Annotated in this window: 21 protein-coding genes; 16 read left to right on the forward strand and 5 right to left on the reverse strand. The window is 55.5% G+C overall.

Features of this window, described 5'->3' with window-relative positions:
* Positions 1-72 precede the first annotated feature (72 nt).
* The 8 genes from FEAC_RS11660 (at position 73) to FEAC_RS11695 (ending at position 7,316) form a co-directional block, all read left to right on the forward strand.
* The gene (locus tag FEAC_RS11660; protein ID WP_035390381.1) at positions 73-882 is read left to right on the forward strand and encodes a prepilin peptidase; all 810 of its coding nucleotides are present in this window, start codon (positions 73-75) and stop codon (positions 880-882) included.
* Between the two features lie 69 nt (positions 883-951).
* Entirely contained in the window at positions 952-2,676 is a 1,725-nt protein-coding gene (gene pilM, locus FEAC_RS11665) for a pilus assembly protein PilM (RefSeq protein WP_035390382.1), read from the forward strand.
* Positions 2,676-3,248: a hypothetical protein gene (locus FEAC_RS11670; protein WP_035390383.1), complete on the forward strand. Its 573-nt coding sequence runs from the start codon at positions 2,676-2,678 to the stop codon at positions 3,246-3,248. Before pilM ends, FEAC_RS11670 begins: the two co-directional genes overlap by 1 nt.
* An 11-nt stretch (positions 3,249-3,259) precedes the next feature.
* Positions 3,260-3,631, forward strand: coding sequence for a hypothetical protein (locus FEAC_RS11675; RefSeq protein ID WP_035390384.1), 372 nt, complete (start codon positions 3,260-3,262; stop codon positions 3,629-3,631).
* Between the two features lie 41 nt (positions 3,632-3,672).
* Positions 3,673-4,893, forward strand: coding sequence for a chorismate synthase (aroC, locus tag FEAC_RS11680; protein ID WP_052566315.1), 1,221 nt, complete (start codon positions 3,673-3,675; stop codon positions 4,891-4,893).
* 4 nt (positions 4,894-4,897) lie between these two features.
* Positions 4,898-6,004, forward strand: a complete 1,107-nt coding sequence (locus tag FEAC_RS11685; protein ID WP_052566316.1) for a 3-dehydroquinate synthase — start codon at positions 4,898-4,900, stop codon at positions 6,002-6,004.
* Positions 5,991-6,485: a type II 3-dehydroquinate dehydratase gene (locus FEAC_RS11690; RefSeq protein ID WP_236684652.1), complete on the forward strand. Its 495-nt coding sequence runs from the start codon at positions 5,991-5,993 to the stop codon at positions 6,483-6,485. Before FEAC_RS11685 ends, FEAC_RS11690 begins: the two co-directional genes overlap by 14 nt.
* 174 nt (positions 6,486-6,659) lie before the next feature.
* Positions 6,660-7,316 carry a hypothetical protein gene (locus FEAC_RS11695; RefSeq protein ID WP_035390385.1) on the forward strand — a complete coding sequence of 219 codons (657 nt, stop codon included), beginning with the start codon at positions 6,660-6,662 and terminating at the stop codon, positions 7,314-7,316.
* A gap of 31 nt (positions 7,317-7,347) precedes the next feature.
* Here the strand turns inward: FEAC_RS11695 and nusB are convergent, their stop codons facing one another.
* The 3 genes from nusB to FEAC_RS11710 form a co-directional block, all read right to left on the reverse strand.
* Positions 7,348-7,788, reverse strand: a complete 441-nt coding sequence (gene nusB, locus FEAC_RS11700) for a transcription antitermination factor NusB (RefSeq protein WP_152623226.1) — start codon at positions 7,786-7,788, stop codon at positions 7,348-7,350.
* Positions 7,789-7,792: 4 nt separating this feature from the next.
* Positions 7,793-8,359, reverse strand: coding sequence for an elongation factor P (gene efp / locus FEAC_RS11705; protein ID WP_035390387.1), 567 nt, complete (start codon positions 8,357-8,359; stop codon positions 7,793-7,795).
* 86 nt (positions 8,360-8,445) lie between these two features.
* Positions 8,446-9,615, reverse strand: coding sequence for a M24 family metallopeptidase (locus FEAC_RS11710; RefSeq protein WP_081901169.1), 1,170 nt, complete (start codon positions 9,613-9,615; stop codon positions 8,446-8,448).
* A gap of 142 nt (positions 9,616-9,757) precedes the next feature.
* On the opposite strand from FEAC_RS11710, the gene FEAC_RS11715 reads away from it, so the two are divergent.
* From FEAC_RS11715 to FEAC_RS16140, 8 genes are all read left to right on the forward strand, one after another.
* Positions 9,758-10,663, forward strand: a complete 906-nt coding sequence (locus FEAC_RS11715; RefSeq protein ID WP_035390391.1) for a heme o synthase — start codon at positions 9,758-9,760, stop codon at positions 10,661-10,663.
* Positions 10,663-11,286, forward strand: coding sequence for a TlpA family protein disulfide reductase (locus FEAC_RS11720; RefSeq protein ID WP_052566318.1), 624 nt, complete (start codon positions 10,663-10,665; stop codon positions 11,284-11,286). Before FEAC_RS11715 ends, FEAC_RS11720 begins: the two co-directional genes overlap by 1 nt.
* Before the next feature lie 123 nt (positions 11,287-11,409).
* Positions 11,410-12,090: a hypothetical protein gene (locus tag FEAC_RS11725; RefSeq protein ID WP_035390395.1), complete on the forward strand. Its 681-nt coding sequence runs from the start codon at positions 11,410-11,412 to the stop codon at positions 12,088-12,090.
* Positions 12,090-13,007, forward strand: a complete 918-nt coding sequence (locus FEAC_RS11730; RefSeq protein ID WP_052566319.1) for a cytochrome c oxidase subunit II — start codon at positions 12,090-12,092, stop codon at positions 13,005-13,007. Before FEAC_RS11725 ends, FEAC_RS11730 begins: the two co-directional genes overlap by 1 nt.
* Before the next feature lie 13 nt (positions 13,008-13,020).
* Positions 13,021-14,970, forward strand: coding sequence for a cytochrome c oxidase subunit I (locus FEAC_RS11735; RefSeq protein WP_052566320.1), 1,950 nt, complete (start codon positions 13,021-13,023; stop codon positions 14,968-14,970).
* Positions 14,970-15,629: a hypothetical protein gene (locus FEAC_RS11740; protein WP_035390397.1), complete on the forward strand. Its 660-nt coding sequence runs from the start codon at positions 14,970-14,972 to the stop codon at positions 15,627-15,629. Before FEAC_RS11735 ends, FEAC_RS11740 begins: the two co-directional genes overlap by 1 nt.
* A 94-nt stretch (positions 15,630-15,723) precedes the next feature.
* Positions 15,724-16,515 (forward strand): hypothetical protein, encoded by a 792-nt coding sequence (locus FEAC_RS11745; protein ID WP_035390399.1) that lies wholly within the window; start codon positions 15,724-15,726, stop codon positions 16,513-16,515.
* A gap of 10 nt (positions 16,516-16,525) precedes the next feature.
* Entirely contained in the window at positions 16,526-16,654 is a 129-nt protein-coding gene (locus FEAC_RS16140; protein ID WP_269078278.1) for a hypothetical protein, read from the forward strand.
* Positions 16,655-16,739: 85 nt separating this feature from the next.
* Here the strand turns inward: FEAC_RS16140 and FEAC_RS11750 are convergent, their stop codons facing one another.
* Both FEAC_RS11750 and FEAC_RS14855 read right to left on the reverse strand, forming a co-directional pair.
* The gene (locus FEAC_RS11750) at positions 16,740-17,363 is read right to left on the reverse strand and encodes a transposase (RefSeq protein ID WP_052566321.1); all 624 of its coding nucleotides are present in this window, start codon (positions 17,361-17,363) and stop codon (positions 16,740-16,742) included.
* 29 nt (positions 17,364-17,392) lie between these two features.
* Positions 17,393-17,675, reverse strand: a 283-nt coding sequence (locus FEAC_RS14855) for a group II intron maturase-specific domain-containing protein (protein ID WP_201773905.1), incomplete at its 5' end; no start/stop codon positions are given.

Below are 17,675 nucleotides of genomic sequence, written 5' to 3' on the forward strand. Positions count from 1 at the left end.
GCGTCGCAGGTGTGAAAACTTAAGCAAAATCAACGTGGAGAGTGATAAAAATGAGAATGGCTAAAGCCCTGAATGAGGGGAGAGGACGATAACTTAACTCCTCAGCGGTTCTCTCCGAAACCTCTTGTTATGTATCTCGTCGTCGTAGGTCTTGTCTTTGGGTTGATTGGCGGATCGGCGGTGACGGCGTTATCATTTCGGATTCCTGCTGGAATGCCGTTGTTGATAGATCGTTCCAGGTGTCCGGTTTGCTCTCACCCTATTCGAGCACGCGACAACGTGCCAGTATTTGCTTACCTGTGGCTCCGTGGTCGATGCAGGGACTGTTCGACCTCGATCCCCCTGCGCTATCCACTCATTGAGTTGGCCGGCGGCGCCATAGGAGTAGTTGCCGCCCTCTATCCGGTTGACGGTATCGACAAAGTCAGCTGTGGTCTCGCACTCCTGATAGGCCTTACAGCTGCTCTTATCGACCAGAGGACGTTCCGTATCCCAAATCGTTTGACCTATCCCTCGGCGATTCTATTGCTACTTCTCGGGGTAGTGAACGCGTTATCGACCGGCCGGTGGACATCATTTGTCGCTACCGTCAGCCTGGCGATAGCCGTACTCGCCTTCTTTATCGTGATCCGGTTGGTCTCACGTGGTGGTATGGGCTTGGGTGATGCCAAGTTAGCGGCGGTACTGACCCTCGGGTTAGCATCGCTAGGGATATGGAGTGTGGCGTTGGCGATTCTCGCAAGCTTCTTCGCCGGGTCAGTCGTTGGCGTAAGTCTGATGGTTGTGAAGCGGTCTAGCTTGCGTACGCAGATGCCATTTGGTCCTTTTCTTACGTTGGGATTCGTAGTCACTGCCCTGGGTGCTGGAATATATCACTTATAGCGGGGAATATGGTCAACTTTTTACCCGATTACGTCGATAGCCCTTACGGAGTTTAGCGAGGTTTCAAGGATGGAAAAACTCATACTCTTGGAGATTGGAGCATTCTCCATGAAGGCGTGCGAGATCGAGATCGGTCGTCGCTCGCGTCCTCCGCTCTGGCTAGCGCACCGCGTCTTGCCGGACGGTGCTGACCAAGATCAAGAGAAGATAGTAGAGACACTCCGTGGGCTCCTGAAAGATGTTGGGACGCACACGAAGTCCACCCGTCTTGTGGTGACAGACCCGGATCTGGTTGTACGAAGCCTAAACGTTCCAAGTTCGGACAAGAACGAGCTTGAGATGACCTTCGGTTTCGCGATGACCGAGGTATTGCCGTTGCCCCTCGATGAGCTCGTGGTTGACTACGAGACTACCGCTCAGGGTAGATCTGCAAACTCGAATGTTGTGATGGCGGGGGCACCAAAGGCTATCATCTCCAAGTCGATCGACGTTGCTGAGCGGAGTGGTCTTCGGGTTGACTGGGTGGATGTCGGTCCTTTGGCCGCCGCTCGCGCTGTAAGCGAACTCTCGAGAACGCCTGGCGACGGTTACTACTTGGTGGTAGTCGGTGCAACCACTACCACGATCGAGGTGGTGGTTGGTGATCAACCACAGTTGGTGCGTTCGATCAAATTGGGTGGTGAGCTCATCACGCGAGAGATTGCCACCAGCCTTGAGGTCGGTTACGAGGCTGCTGAGGGTCTAAAGAGGGCAATAGCTAGCGTAGGTTCGGAGGCGGGTAACGCTCTAGGCCTTGAGATGCTACACGTTACTGGGTTGGAGACCGCGAACGACATCGTCGCCGAGGGCGTGCACTCGATCGTGCGAGAGGTCGCCTCTTCGATTGACTATTTTGCCATTCAAAGGGGATATACCGACATCGATCGCCTCGTGCTGGTTGGTGGTTCGTCAGCAGTCGACCGACTTGGAGTAGAGCTCGGTGAGAAGCTGCAGCTTAGAGTCGAGCGACCAGGACCGCGTCAGCTCCTAAGGCTAATCGAGGCTGACTCTTTCGTTGAGGAATCTTCGAGCAACTGGGTAGAGATCACCGGTGCGGTGATGCGTGCTCGTACTCAGAGCAAGGATGCCAAATTTGTCAATCTCCTTCCCGCACGTGTTCGAGCACGTCGCTTGCGCCGTCGTCAGCTCATGCTCGCTGGCGTCATGGGAGTGGTCCTGGTCGCTGCAGGAGCGTTCGTGACCGTTCAACGCTATGACCAGCTACGCCAAGTTGACGCAGCGCAGGTGTCGCTCGGGACGCAGCTGAACGTGCTAAGCGGTCAGATGTCGCACTATGCCAAGTATGGTGCCCTCGCCCAGGGCGTCGCCTCGGAACGGTCCACGCTGACCTCGCAGCTCAAGTCCTCCGTCGACTTTCCACAGTTGTTAACTCAGATAGCCGCTGCCACTCCGTCTGACTCGTGGCTCACGAGTCTCAGCATCCAGGCTCCAACTAGCTCGGTAACCGGATCTTCAGGTCTCGGTGTCACCTTCAGCCTTGAGGGCTGTTCGCAGCTCGCCCCTGCTCATTGGCTCAACTCGATGGCCAAACTCGATTTCTTGGCCAATCTATGGGTGTCAACATCTACATTGACGCCCGCGGGCTCTGGCTCCACATCCTCGTGCAGCGTTGGTGTGCCCTCGAGTGAGGTGGTGGAGTCCGGTATGACGACGTATCAAGGTTCGGCCGTCATCTCCAACACCTTTGGACAGTATCGTAGTGCATCTTACCTAAGCCATTTGGGAGTGTCGTGATGAAAATCTCTCGTTCCAGGATTATTGCAGTACTCGCTGGGGTGCTCGTGATCGTCATCGGGGCTGGTTGGTACTTTGGGGTCTATGCGTCGCTCTCCAACCGTATCGCCGCCAAGCAGGCCCAAATTGGCCTGGACCAGACCCAGCTCGCCAACGACCGGGTACAGCTCGCTCAGCTCGTCCACGATAAGCGCAACGCGTCATTGTTAGCAGTTGAGTCCAAGGCTTTGCAGTCGACGTTGCCGGCTAAGTTCTCGCTTGCAACCTTCATTAGCCAAGCAGACGTGGTGGCCAGCGCGGCCGGAGTGCCGCTGCTGCAGATCACTCCGACTCAGCCAGGTTCGGTGGCGACGACTACAGGAGGTTCGGGGGCTGTTCCTGGGGTAAGTTCGATTTCGTTTACTGCTCAAGCCACTGGGACCTTTGTTGGTCTGATGCACTTCCTGCATGGTCTAGATCATCTCACCGAGTTGGTTAACCTGCAGACGATGCAGCTCTCTGCACTCTCAGGGGGCGGGGCAAACCCGAAGATCAACCTGTCGTTTACCGGATCGGTATACTACCGCAGTTAGGAGAGGCCAAGATGACCAGTATGGAGATCCGTTCGCTTCTTGAGGAGTCCGAGCCGCCGGAGTTGGAGGAGGGTGGACGGGTTCGCCATCGTTCACGCCAGCTGCTCCTTGTGGCTTTGGCGCTCGTCGTGCTCGTCGTTGGCCTTGTTGGCTACTTTGTCCTTGCTAGTCATCCAGCCCCAGTTGGTGCAACCACTACCACCAGTGCCACAGGGACGAAGGTGGCTCCTTCGACTCCGGGCCAGGCTTCAGCGCCGATCGGGAGCCGCTCCTCCACTGGAGTGCCGGTACCGACCAGTCAGTACTTTAGTGTCAAGAACCCATTCGTGCCAAAGATCTCTCAATCCGGATCGTCCTCATCGGTTGCTACTACCAATGGCTGAACTCGTCTGAGCGGAGAACCTGCGGCTGCTAATCTCTAGCCATGCTTAGGTACCTAACGGCCGGTGAATCCCATGGACAATCACTTGTAGTGATTGTGGAGGGTTTGCCCGCCGGTCTCAGTGTCACAACCGAGCAACTAGGGGCTGAGCTGGCCCGTCGAAGGCTGGGATACGGCCGTGGTCCGCGCATGCGCTTTGAGGCCGACGATTTGGTCCTGCTCTCTGGGGTGCGCCATGGTCGTACCCTTGGTTCACCGGTAGCCGTTGAGATCAAGAATTCGGAGTGGGCACGCAAGTGGACTGAGGAGATGTCTCCAGCTCCAGGTCTCCCAACCAAGAAACTTACCAAACCGCGCCCCGGTCATGCTGACCTCGCAGGAATGCTTAAGTATGGCTTTGATGACGCGAGGGACGTTCTTGAACGTGCTTCCGCCCGGGAGACGGCGGCCAGAGTCGTTGCAGGGGCTCTCGCCAAGGCATTAGTCGCCGAGATTGGAATCCAGATCTTGTCGCACGTGGTACAGATAGGTGAGGTCAAGACAGAGAGGACGAGTATTCCGTCCCCTGGAGATCTGGAGCGTATCGATAGCTCCGAGGTCCGTTGCCTTGATGAGCGAGTCGAGCAGCTGATGATTGCTGAGATTAAGTCTGCGGCGAAGGTGGGCGACTCCCTTGGCGGATCAGTGGAGGTTGTTGGGCATGGAGTTCCAGTTGGTTTAGGCAGTCATGTCCACTGGGATCGAAAACTCGATAGTCAGCTAGCGGGGGCGTTGATGTCGATTCAGGCTGTGAAGGCGGTCAGCATCGGTGCAGGGATTGAGGTGGCAAGGCGCCGTGGTTCTGATGCCCATGACGCGATTAAATTTGACTCAGAGAGTGGACAGTACTCTCGCCCAACATGGTTGTCTGGTGGGATCGAGGGGGGGATCTCGAATGGTGCTCCGCTGGTAGCAGAGGTATGGATGAAACCACTAGCTACCTTGAATCGTCCCGTGCTCGAGACTGTCGATACAGCTACGAAGGAGCCGGCGCTCTCCTTCAAGGAGCGTACGGATGTGGTTGCAGTCCCTGCGATGGGTGTAGTCGCTGAGGCCATGGTGGCGCTCGTATTAGCGAACGAGGCGACTCGTAAGTTCGGGGGCGATTCTGTGGCCGAGTTCGTTCGCAATTGGGAGGGGTTTTGCAATCATCTCTCAGCCACACCGTCTGCAGTCTTCGCCGACCAGAGTGAGTCACTCGGGGCTGGCGAGGCTGACGATTGAGCTCATGAACCACTCTAATCGTGCATCTATCGCTGCCCTTTTGGCGGAGGAGGTCGACCGTCGATCGGTATTGCGTTATGAGCTAGATCTCGGTGATACTGCATTTCCGGTTGTTGTTGGGGCTGGCGTTTGGGACCAGCTTGAGACGCTGATTCCGTCCAGTTGGTCGCGGGTGGTTATAGTTACCCAAGCAGCAATCCCAGGGAGCTTTGAGGTACCGTTCGATGCATGCTGGGTTGTCTTGCCATCGGGCGAGTCTGCTAAGCGTCCCCGAGTCGCTGAGGGCTTGGCTGAGAGGCTCGTTAGGCTGGGGGCAGACCGCCAAACTGGGTTGATTGCCGTCGGTGGCGGTGTCGTCACCGATCTCGTTGGATTTGTCGCCTCCACGTACATGCGAGGGATTGAGTACCTAAACGTACCAACGACCCTGCTTGGCATGGTAGATGCAGCCATTGGGGGAAAGACGGCGGTGAACTTGATCGGCGGGAAGAACCTGTTCGGTACCTTTTGGCAGCCAAAGGGCCTGCTGTGTGACCTTGCCCTTCTCGAGACACTTCCTAAGCGTGAGTGGTTGAGTGGTGCTGGCGAGTTGGCCAAGTACAGTTTCCTCACATCGGATCCATTTGCTGAACTCAAGCTGGTAGACCAGATCGTCAAAGCACAACGCCTGAAGGAGTCCTACGTGGCAGGTGACGAGCGTGAGGCGGGTCGTCGTAGCCTGCTCAACTACGGCCATACGCTTGGTCATGGCATCGAGGGAGCCTACCTCGGGAGGGGAATGGAGGGGAGCGTCTCGCATGGTGAGGCGGTCGCTGTTGGTCTCGTCTTTGCTGCTCGTCTAGCTGAACGCTTGGGTCGGATCGATCAAGCTCGTGTTGACCAACACCACCGAGTATTAGCAAGCTATGGGCTCGACTTCAGACTCCCGGGTGAACTGACGGTCGATGAGGTACTCGGTTACATGAGAGCGGATAAGAAGAACCGTGGAGGCATGAGCTTCGTTTTGGATGGATCCAACGGACTTGAACTTGTCCACCACATAGATGAGGCGCTTATCCGGCAAGTGCTTGACGAGTATCCGAGAAGGGGAGGTGTTGGTGGGCGCGCATAAGTCTCAACAGGGGCAGGTTGCCATGCGACCCTCTATCGCGCTGGTGCATGGACCCAACCTCAACCTACTTGGTGAACGCCAGCCGGAGATCTACGGTATGGGCACCCTTGACGACTTGACGCAGCTGGCGAGAGAGGCCGCCGTCGAGCATGGATACGAGCTTGCTAGCCTCCAGACCAATAGCGAGGCCGAACTCATAGAGGCGATACATGGCCTCGACTCCTCTACTGTTGCCCTGATTTTGAATGCCGGAGCCTTCACACACTACTCGTGGGCTATCGCTGATGCGATTGCATCAAAGAACGTACCGACGATAGAGCTTCATATCTCAAACCCGGCTGCCCGCGAGAACTTTCGGACGTTGTCGGTGTTGGCTGCAGTCGTGAGTGGTTCGATCTCTGGCTTTGGCGAGATCGGTTATGTGTTGGCAGTCCAGGCAGCTGCCCTTTTGGATCAGGGTGTGGACAGTCGCCGCGGATGAGGATTGGCTGGGTATCGGTCGTATGTATCCAGATAACCTTCCAGTCCGGATTAGGATGGTGCGAGGGTTCCCCGACTCATGACGAGGCAGATATGGACCCCGGCAGCCCAAGGTTTGTGTCATTGAGGGTTGTTGGCGGTGTCCCAAATGATTGGGATCTACTAAAGGAGAGCTGTGTCGTCGAGACCGCGTAATAGAGCTGACTACACCCTTCAGGATGAGACCCCTAAGAGGCGTAGACGTCGACTGTTGTGGGTGGCGGCGGTGATCGTTGTCGCAGTCATTATCGAATTAGTCATCGTCTATCCAAACAAAATTACCAAGACCCAGCAGCAGGCTGATTTTAAGTCCTTCGTGGTCTCAATGCGTACCGATGTTCTCGGTTGTCAGGTAGCGCTGCAGGACGGCTATCATGCTTTGGCTCGTATCCATGGCGGTGATACTAAACAGTTGAGCACCGCTACTACGATTCTCCAACAGGACGAGGCTTACTGCACCCTGGCTGTCAACTCAGACCTCTACAACTTGGCAACACTCTCGCCACCTAATGACCTGAATAAATTCAACCTAACCCCAGTAGCCCACAATCTCTACGCTTGGGCATACCCGGGAGCGGCGGGGATCTTGGCCGACTCTGAGACCCTTTTGACTCAGCCGAACAATCAGGCTGCGATTCGCAACCTCAGCACGCGCATCCACAACATGGATTTGCTGCTGGGCTCTGTGAACTCTGACCTTAGCAAGGTGTCCGCACAGCTCGGCCTCTCTCCCCAGACCGTGAAGCTGAGCCCGATGACGGCCATGCCCTCCTTTGTTCGAGCACAGCTCTAATAAAGTTCGCGTTCCGAAGTAGGAACGAGTGCTAAGAGGGCACCACGGGGGCCTTGGTGCGACATTGATTGGCGACCGCCGCGAGCACTCCGTTCAAGAACTTTGGTGACTCCTCGGTTGAGAGGAGGTCGGCGAGCCTAATAGCCTCCGAGATGATCACTGATGTCGGGAGATCTGGCTTGAAGCTTAGCTCCCATACCGCTAGCGTCAGAATGGAGCGATCGACAGGGTTGAGGCGCTGAAGGCTCCAATCGTAGAGGTTCTCACTGATCGTCGCCTCTATGATCGCCTGCTGCTGGTCGATCGCTTCGATTCGCTCGGTCACAAACGCCGGATAGGAGCGCGCCTTGTCCCCGAGTGCCTCCATTGGTCGGACCTTGCGTAACAGCGATTCATAGAGAAGGCTGATCACTTGCTCTCGCAGGACTCGTGAATGTTCGATCGCGTCAACGTGTGAGCGGTGCTGGGTCATTGATTTAGGCACGAGTTAGGTAGTCGCCGCTTCTGGTATCTACCTTGATGCGATCTCCCTGATTGACAAAGAGGGGAACCTGTAGGACATGTCCAGTCTCCAGCGTGGCCGGCTTTCGGGCTCCAGAGACTCTGTCTCCTTGGAGACCAGGTTCCGTGGCGGTGATCGTGAGTTCTACGGCGGCAGGCAGCTCGACCCCGACGATCGTGCCCTCATAGGTCGAGATTGTCGCAGTCGCATTCTCGATCAGGAAGTTCTTGGCTGTCCCGAGAGCTGATTCGGGAACGTTTAGCTGCTCGTAGGTTTGCGAATCCATGAAGATGTAGTCGATGCCGTCGTTGTAGAGATACTGCATCTCTCGTTTTTCGATGATCGCTTGCTCGATCTTCTCATCCGCACGATAGGTCCGGTCGATCACGGCCCCGGTACGCAGGTTTTTAAGCTTGGTGCGCACAAAAGCACCGCCCTTGCCTGGCTTGACATGTTGGAATTCAACGACGGTAAAAAGCCCATCGGAGATCTCAAGGGTCATTCCATTCTTAAGATCGTTGGTAGTGGTTGAGACCGACATAGATTACTCCTCATTTTGGCTGGCTGCGAATGTTAGGTCTGGGGTGAGAGCGACCGTCCCCTCATTCTAGTTGCCGGGCTGCGGATTCAGCCGAAGGACACTCCCTCGCCCGACGAGTTGGTGAGCGATATCGGTGTCGCGGCCGTAGTCAGGTAGAGATCTTCGAGTCGGATCCCAAAGTCGTGCGCATAGTAGAGGCCGGGTTCAACAGTAATGCACATGTCGGGCTCGACGGCGACGTCGATAGCCGATGCAGTGAATGGATACTCGTGGATCTCGAGCCCCACACCGTGTCCCACGCCATGTAGGAGGTACTCCTCAACTTTGTGGGCCCGGAGATAGTCACGAGTGGCCCGCTCGACGGCATGAACGGTGTTGCCTGGTCGGAGCTGTGCCACACCTGCAGCCTTTGCCGCCGTCACTATCTCGTAGGTCCGTTGATAGTTAGTCGGAGGTTCTCCGAAGTAGAACGATCTTGTCGAGTCCGAACAGTAGCCGTCAACCATGGCGCCAAAGTCGATGACCATCGGCGTAGGGGCGACGATGCGTTGCCGAGTTGGCTGGGCGTGTGGAAGCGAGGTGCGCGATCCGGAGGCGATGATGGTTGGGAACGATACGCCTTCTGCACCACACTCGCGTACGTAATACTCGAACCAACCGGCAAGCTCAAGCTCCGTCGGTGAGTCCTTTAGGTGGCTGAGAGTCTGTGTGATAGCTCGATCGGCCACCGTGGAGGCTTTGGTAATAGCAGCGATCTCGGCAGCATCCTTGTGGGCTCGCATGTCAGCTAACGATGCGGACACGTCCACCAGCGGTTTGCCAGACTCTTTAAGCTGCAAGTAGTTGGTGAGGTTGAGAGAACTCATGTCCACAGCGATCACCATCTGTTTTCGATGTGTTGTTATTATGCCGTCTGGACCCAGGATAGGTCTAGTGTCGATTGATATATCGATACCGTGCTCCTTGGCTTGAAAAGCTGCCTGTTCAAGGTAGCGCCCATCTGTACACAGATAGGGTGATTCACCTGGATGCCTGCTCACGAGGAGAGAACCGTTGGATCCACGGAAGCCAGTGAGGTAGTGGATGAGCTGTAAATGGTCACTGAACAGGAGATCTGCCTGGACAGTCTCAAGGAGGTTCCGGAGGCGGACAAGACGGGCAGCACCGCTGGATGTCAGGGTGTCCTCTGAGGACTGACTGTGAATTGACAGAGAATTAGAGGTTTGCGTATGCAAATAATTCCTTGGCTTCGTCATCTGGCGTCTCCCTGTGTGCTAGATTGATTCATATTGGTAGAGACTCTACTGTGTGCTGAGGGTGTTCCAAGGGTGTCCTCGTGGAGTGTTGAGTGTGTTGCAGGGGCTGTGTGTGTGGATTCGCGAAGAGGATGAGGTTTAGATGAGAACCTTGCCGTTGTCTGAGGGCAATTGGGACTGGACAAAGACCGTCAAGGGTTACGTTGGCCTTACCAAGCCGCGAATTATCGAGCTATTGCTTATCACCACGGTTCCAGCTATGGTCGTGGCTAAACATGGATTGCCATCGCTCTGGTCGATCGTTATCACCGTCGCAGGTGGTACGTTGGCAGCAGGCGGTGCTAACGCTGTCAACATGTGGTATGACCGCGACATAGACGCGCTCATGAAGCGCACAAAGAACCGGCCGCTTGTGACCGGAGCCGTATCTCCCACTGGTGCGCTTATTTTCGCTATCGCCTTGGAGGCGGTTGCTTTTGCAATGCTCTCGTTTGGAGACAACGTACTATCGGCCTCGCTGGCCCTCTTGGCAGCGCTGTTCTACGTCTTCATCTACACGATGTGGTTGAAGCGCTCAACTTCGCAGAATATAGTCATCGGTGGTGCTGCGGGCGCTGTCCCTGTGCTCGTTGGCTGGGCGGCGGTCACCGATTCGCTTTCGTTGGCGGCTTGGCTCATGTTTCTTGTCATCTTTATTTGGACTCCGCCACATTTTTGGGGACTAGCGTTCCGGTACTCTGATGACTACAGCGCCGCTGGAGTTCCTATGCTTCCTTCAGTCGCGACCAGAAAGCGCTCCGCTCGAGACATTCTGATCTACACGTTTGTGTTAGCGATTACTACCGGCGCACTTGGGTTTGCCGCTCACCTTGGTTGGGTGTATGCAGTTGCAGCTGTCGCCTTAAATGCTGGGTTTATCGGTTACGCGCTCAAGCTGTATCGAGATCTGACCCCCAAGGTTGCTATGCGCCTGTTCTCCTACTCGATAACTTATCTATCACTGCTATTTATCGGGATGGCCGTCGATGTCGCGGTGCGAGGTCACTGATGGCCGTCCATGAGCCGCTCGATCGAAGGCGGATATCCCGCTTCGGGCCCAGGGTGTGGATTTTTCTGCTGCTGGTTTCGGTTATTGTTGTGGTGGCGTATGCGGTCTATGCAGCCTCACTGTCTGATACCACCTCCACGACCGCGTCTGCGTCGCTTGGGTCGCTCTCCCAGGTTCAGTCTGGAAAGTCACCGTTGGTTGGCAAACCGGTGCCGAACTTCTCGTTGCCAGAGCTTACTCAGAATGCGAAGCCGTCCTCAGGCTCGGTCTCCCCGTCGGAGTTTGTGGGCCATCCGCTGGTGATCAACTTCTTCGCCTCCTGGTGCACAGCGTGTCAGGCGGAGACCCCGATGTTGGCCTCTGTCGCTCAAGGTCTTGGGCATAAGGTCGATTTCCTGGGCATCGATGAGAACGATACTGAAACCACCAAGGCTCTGGCGTTCATCGCGAAAAACCATGTCGACTATCCAGTGGTCACCGATCACGCCTCTCTTCAGGGCAAGTATCTCCTTATTGGGTTACCGACGACGGTCTTTGTCGCATCTAGTGGGAAGGTTGTCGGTGTGGTTCAGGGTCAGATGAGCAAGAGTGTGCTGGAGCATTGGATATCTCGGATTGATTGAGTCAAGTTTCCGGTGAGTGATTGCCGGAACCGGCTAGTGGATCGATGAGATTGCTAGCCGCAACCCCGAAGGGGGGTGCCAGGTTGGATATGGGAAATTTGGGATTAAGAAAGGGGGTGAAGGTTGAATAAGGGCGCAAGAATAACTATTGTTCTTGTCTCCGCCGCAGTCGCTGTTGGATTGATTTTGTTTGGTATCTTCGGGTATCTGCGAACCTATCCGCCAACGGTTGTGTTTACGCCTTCTCCTACGCAACCACATACGGTTGACGTGACGTTACAGGTTGATGGAGCAGTTGGAACAGGACCTCACCCGGCATGGGTGGGCTGGTACGCTAAGGACGCACAGGGTAAGTGGGTTCGCACGACGTTGTACCAGGTTCCTGAGAAGACCTATGTGCATGTGACTGTCTTGGAGTATGATAGCGGCGGTCCGCTGCGTAACCCATACTGGGGCAAGATCACGGGCACGGTCGGCAATAATGCTGTACTGAATGGAAAGGCCGTTAGCCTCCTGAATGCGGCAGCCGGCAACGGCATTGCGCACACCATGGTTGCTCCTGCGTTAAATCTTTCGGTACCTATGTGGGGTCTGTCAGGCACAGAAAAGACATTCTGCCAGTCAGGTCCTTGCACTATTAATAATGCCCATAACACCGAGAGCTTTACCTTCTACACAGGTAACCATCCACACAACTATCGCTGGCAGTGCTTCGTGCCCTGCGGCGCTGGTTTCTTGAATGGTAACGGCGGTGCTATGGCATCGACTGGCTACATGGCTGGGTTCTGGAAGGTGGTGGCCTGATGGCGATGACCGAAGAGGAGATGAACGAGCGTAGGGAATACGCGAAAAAGGCGGGTTGGAAGATCTTTGCCATATGGCTAGTTCTTTCGATCATCGCCGTCGCGTTGATTCTCTACGTCTGGGGACCACATATGCCGCCAGGCGATATGACTACCTCAGCCGCGAGCCAGCAGTTCGACTTCAAGGTGCTCACCGCCATGGTGGCGCCGGTGTTGTTGATGGTCTGGGTCTATGGTGGCTGGTCGTTGATCAACTTCCATGCGACCAAGACCGATCGCGGAGACGGTATCCCGTTGCGAGGAAATCGCAAGGTACAGGGCATCTGGTATGTTGGCTCCGCCGTACTGGTCCTCTTCTTGGCCGGTTTCGGTACCTATGAGTTGATCAATGGCAATGGCGTTGGTACCGGTGAAGGGCCGTCGCCGATTTGGAAGCCAACTGCGAAGCACATGTTGGTCGTGCAGGTTATCGCCCAGCAGTGGCGCTTTACCTATCGGTGGCCGCAGTTTGGCGGTATGGAGACGACCTCGATCAACCTTCCAGCCAATACCACGGTTCAGTTCGATGTGACCTCTCTGGATGTAATCCATGACTTCTGGGCCTACCAGCTTGGAGTCAAGGCGGATGCCAACCCAGACGTCAATAACGTGGCTTACACCACGACGTCGAATCAGCTGGGACGGTTTACCGTTCGCTGCGATGAGCTATGCGGGATCTGGCATGGTGCCATGTATAACTACGGCCACGTCGTCTCGAAGTCGGCCTTTTATAGCTGGGCCTCGAACATGGAGGCGAAGAATGCCTCGGTAACGAAGCTGCTCCCGCCGTTTGCCACTACTTACACCCCGTCGTACTCCGGTGCTGGCGGTGGTTACTATCCGTCGTATGACCCAAACGGTCATGCGGTGACGTACTAGAAGGAGCTTGTAAATGGCAATTGACATGACGCCAGCCGCCGGGGTCGGTGCTCCTACCGATCTCGAGGCTCGGGGCCTCAAAGCCGCCAAGCCGTGGTTTACGGGTAACCTGCTGACTGCTCTCATTGGTGGAGCAATCGGCTATGCCTTTGGCCATTGGCTCGGGAACGCCATCGCTTCGAACTATTCGATCGTAGCCAGTGGTGCCCAAAACGAGGTGGCTATCTACCTCTCGTTGATCATCGGTTGCGTCGGCTGGTTCGCGGGGCTTGGTACCTTCAACTATCCGATTCAGAAGCTGCTAGGGCTCGAGCCTATCGATCCTCCGAAGAGCGAGAAGCGGACGTTCTGGGAGCATTTCAGCTACTCGACAGATCACAAGGTTGTGGGAGTTCAGTACCTTTTTGGTATGCTGCTCTACTTCCTCGTTGCAGGACTGTTAGCGCTTGGTATTCGTACCGAGCTGCTCTCTCCGGTGAACCACATTTGGGCGCCGGATACCTACATCGAGATAGTGGGCGAACATGGCACCATGATGATGATGATGATGACATCTGTCGTCATGGGACCATTCGGTAACTACCTGATCCCACTCATGATTGGGTCGAAGAAGATGGCCTTCCCTCGGCTCGAGGCTGCCTCGTTCTGGTTTACGGTACCGTCCTTCTTGATCCTTCTGTCTGCTCTGTGGCAGGGTGGTTTCCAGTCTGGTTGGACCGGTTATGCCCCGCTGTCGATTCAAGGGGGCCCGGGTCAAAGCGACTATGATGTCGCCTTTGCACTGATGGCCTTTTCGATGATTTGTGCCTCCATCAACATGGTGGCCACGATCATCAACTATCGTGCGCCCGGACTGCGCTGGTCTAGGATGCCGATCTTTGCATGGGGGATGATTACGGTCGCCTTCACCATGCTGTTGTCGGTACCAGTGCTAATAGATGGACTCTATGTAATGAGCCTCGACAGAGGCGTGCGCACAGCGATGCTCTATGCAGGGCATGGCGGTAGCTCGTTCCTGTGGGAGAACCTGTTCTGGTTCTTTGGCCATCCAGAGGTCTACCTACTAGCGTTGCCTGGATTCGCACTCACCGTTGAGTTGTTGCCGGTCTTTGCTCGTAAACCTGTGTTTGCGCTAAAGACCTCCACTGCTGGACTCATTGGTGTGGCGGTATTGAGCTTCTTTGTGTGGCAACATCACCTGTTCATGTCCGGTATGAATCCGGATATGCGACCGTTGTTCATGTTGACCACCGAGCTGATCTCTATCCCGACCGGTTTCCTATACCTTGTGGCTATGGGTACGGTTTGGAGAGGTAAGATCCGCTTCGAGGTCCCGATGCTCTTCTTGCTGGCGGTGTTCTGGAACTTCCTCTGGGGTGGCGTCACTGGCGTCTACAACTCAGACGTTCCTGTGGATGCCCTGGTGCACGGAAGCTTCTTCGTTATGGCGCACTTCCACTTTACGATTATGGGGCAGCTGATCTTTGCGGTCTTTGCCGGGGTGTACTACTACACGCCGTTGATCTTCGGTATTAGGTTGAACGACAAGCTCGGGAAGATCAGTTTCTGGATCATCTTCGTGGCCTTCAACTCGACCTTCCTGCCGTTGTTCATGATTGGACTGCTTGGACAGCCTCGACGTGTGTTTGAGTACGCAGTGCGTCTACAGCACCTAAACCAATGGGTCTCTGTATCTTCATACGTGCTCGGCTTCGGTATTTTGCTGTACGTGATCAACCTGGTGTGGTCGCTGGCCGTGACCAGGACACCTGCTGGGCCGAATCCTTGGGAGTCGCGTGGGTTGGAGTGGCAGGTTGGCTACCCAGTACCACGTGACAACTTCGAGAAGATTCCGGTCGTGCATCGTGATCCGTACGGTTATGGCACCGGTGATGATACTCCGGTGGCAGACTTGAATCCGGTCGGTGATAAGGCCGCTGTAGTGACTGGGGGTGATGCATAGTGGCTACTGATGTTCAGTCAGCAGACGCGCAGCCAGTAATTGATGAGGAGCAGTACTACCACGATGCCCAGCTTGGGGCGTTGTGGACGGCTTCTCGTACGTTGATTCCGGTCGTTGCAGCTGCCTTCGGTGGTATCTATTTCGCATACTTCTATTTGAGGTCCCTGAACTCGAATGGGCTTTGGGATCCTCATGGGCAGACGGCATCGAAGATTATTGGGCTATCCATCCTGCTGTTGGTGGTTGCTGGGACGGCGATGCAACTGATGGCATCGAGGAGATTGCGCCGTGGTTTCAGTACTGACTTCATCGTCGGTACTGCGGCCAACGTGTTGTTCCTCGTGATCGCGACTGGCCTACAGATTTGGGAGCTCACCCGGCTTCCATTTCCCCCAGCTGCCAGTGGCTATGCTGGTGTGTTCATCGCCTTCGCGCCGGTCAATGCACTCTGTATAGGTCTTAGTGCCTATTGGGTGTTTACGTTGATGATGCGGGCTATTCGAAGCTATAGCTTCTATCGTGCAGACGGTGGTATCGGGGTCTCGGCCCATCGTGCCGCCGAGAACTTCAGGGCTAACCTCGACGGTTTTGGCGCTTATGGCATATTCTTTATGCTGCTGTCGATTCTGTCTTGGTACCTGTTCTATGTGCTGCACTAACTGGGAGTAGTAGTTCGAAGTTAGTTGGTCGTGCGATTGAGGAACCGGAGTTAAGAGTAGTGAATACGAGAGCGAGCAGGAAGGTGGTCGGTAGATGTTTTCATTTGTGATCGTTAGCCTCCTCTCGCTCTCGTGTCTTCTAAAGGGTGGACTCATCATCCGTCAAGCTGGTGGTATTCGTGGAATCAAGGGTCGCCTTGGTCTGAGTATCGTCGCCTTGGGCGTCTTGATGGATCCCTTTGCGGTCGACTACGCTGCTCGTTCGCTCTGGTTCCATTCGCTCTTGCTGGTGGTTGCATCGCTCTGGCTCATCCTGGTCGTACTCTCTAAGGAGGTAATACGGGGTGTCGATCTCATCAAGGATCGTGGTCGATTCGCCGTGTTGGGACTTCAGTGGGTATGGGGCCTCGTGGTGTTGCAGGATATTCTGCTTTGGGTTGGTTTCCAGGTAGGTTTCGAACGCCTCGCTCTCCGTGAACCGATTGTGTTGGCCCTTCTCACCTACGTCGAGGCTGCAGTCTCTGGAGTAGTGGTCTATCTACTCTCTGGAGACGGGCGTCCTAGGGTAACCCATGTGAGACAGGTGATCATCGCCTGGTCCTCTGCAATGGTTGTTATGTCCCTAGGGGTTTCGCTCGGGTTGTCGGGTCCGTGGTTTGGGTTCTTAGCCGGTTCGGCCGCCGCGCTTCATCAGATGACCGAACAGCAGATTGCAGCCGCGATATTCGTCATTCTGGGGGGTGCTCCTTGGTTCGTGATCGGTACACAAAAGATGCGACTATGGTTGGAGGCTGAGGAGCGTGAGCCGGTTGGAGGTTTTATCGCTCCCGTACAGCGCTTTGGGCGTTCTGTTAAGGTCAACCAGGTGAGACGGGGGCGGTCTTGAAGGGAGGTGAATGATGTTCGGAAGTGTAACTGGTTATACGGCTGGCGCTGATATGACTTTTGCTATCCCGCTAGGTATCTTTGCTTTGTCGGTGCTCTATGGGTTTTTCGCAAGAAAGAAGCTGACCAGGCGCCGTTAGGCTTAGCTGATCTGTAAGGAGGGCTCCGGGATCACCCCGGGGCCCTCTGCTGTTTTCCTGGCTGGAAATATGGCTCTATTGACATTCATGTGGATAAACTCGCCCTTTCATAGGGTAACTTTAAGTCAATCGGTCCACAAGCTAGCATCACCAGGGCCAGGGTAGCCTTGGCGGAGTGAAACCCATACGAGCGGGCAATGATGGAGCGAACTTTGGTGTTGAGTCCCTCGACCCTCCCATTGGATACCCCAAGTCTGATGGAGGCAAGTATCCCGTCTCGATGAGTTCGGATGGTCTTTGAGAGTCGGATGAAACTCGATAGTCGTGAGCGTGAGGCTCGCTTGCACCAGTGATCGAGCATCTCATTCACCTCGTCGATTTCGAGGTCTCCAGCAAAGATCGCCCGTAGGGACTCCTTCATCTCATAAGCCCGCCATAGGGCTCCCCCTCGTTGTTTGACAGCTAAGAGGGCTAGTCCTTGACGCTTGGTTAGGGTTCCTGGATTCTTCAACAGTGCCCACCGTGCCCCGGCGAACTTACGGGCAAAGGTAGGAGAGGGAAGCTTTCTCATCTCCCGCCAGAGATCCTTGCGTACCTCCTCTAGGGCCTCGGTTCCCAAGTAGGGTCGAACCAGAGCGCCCTGCCAACGTTTCCGCTGGTGGGTTTCTCTGGTCCGCCCTCCGAACCGGACTTGCGACTTCCACCGCATCCGGCTCTCCCCGAACCCATGCCATCTGGCTAAGATGCCTTCTCCTCTATCCCCGCCCACGGTGAAGGGATTGCCGCACCACGATAGCGGTAACGGGTCACTTGGACTGACCTGCAGTCAAAGAGTACTTCACCGTCTTGCTCGGGCATCCAGGCGTTGGCCAGGTAATGCCGTCGCAACCACCCCCAGTTCGCACGGCGATATTTCCGCCGTAGCCAGTGCACTACCCTTAGCCAGGTGTACTGGTGTAGGTAGGCGAAGCTATCTTTGGATACGCCATGTCGGAAGTAGTTTGTCCAGCCCCTCAGAACG

This window comes from Ferrimicrobium acidiphilum DSM 19497, assembly GCF_000949255.1.
GTDB classification, from domain to species: domain Bacteria; phylum Actinomycetota; class Acidimicrobiia; order Acidimicrobiales; family Acidimicrobiaceae; genus Ferrimicrobium; species Ferrimicrobium acidiphilum.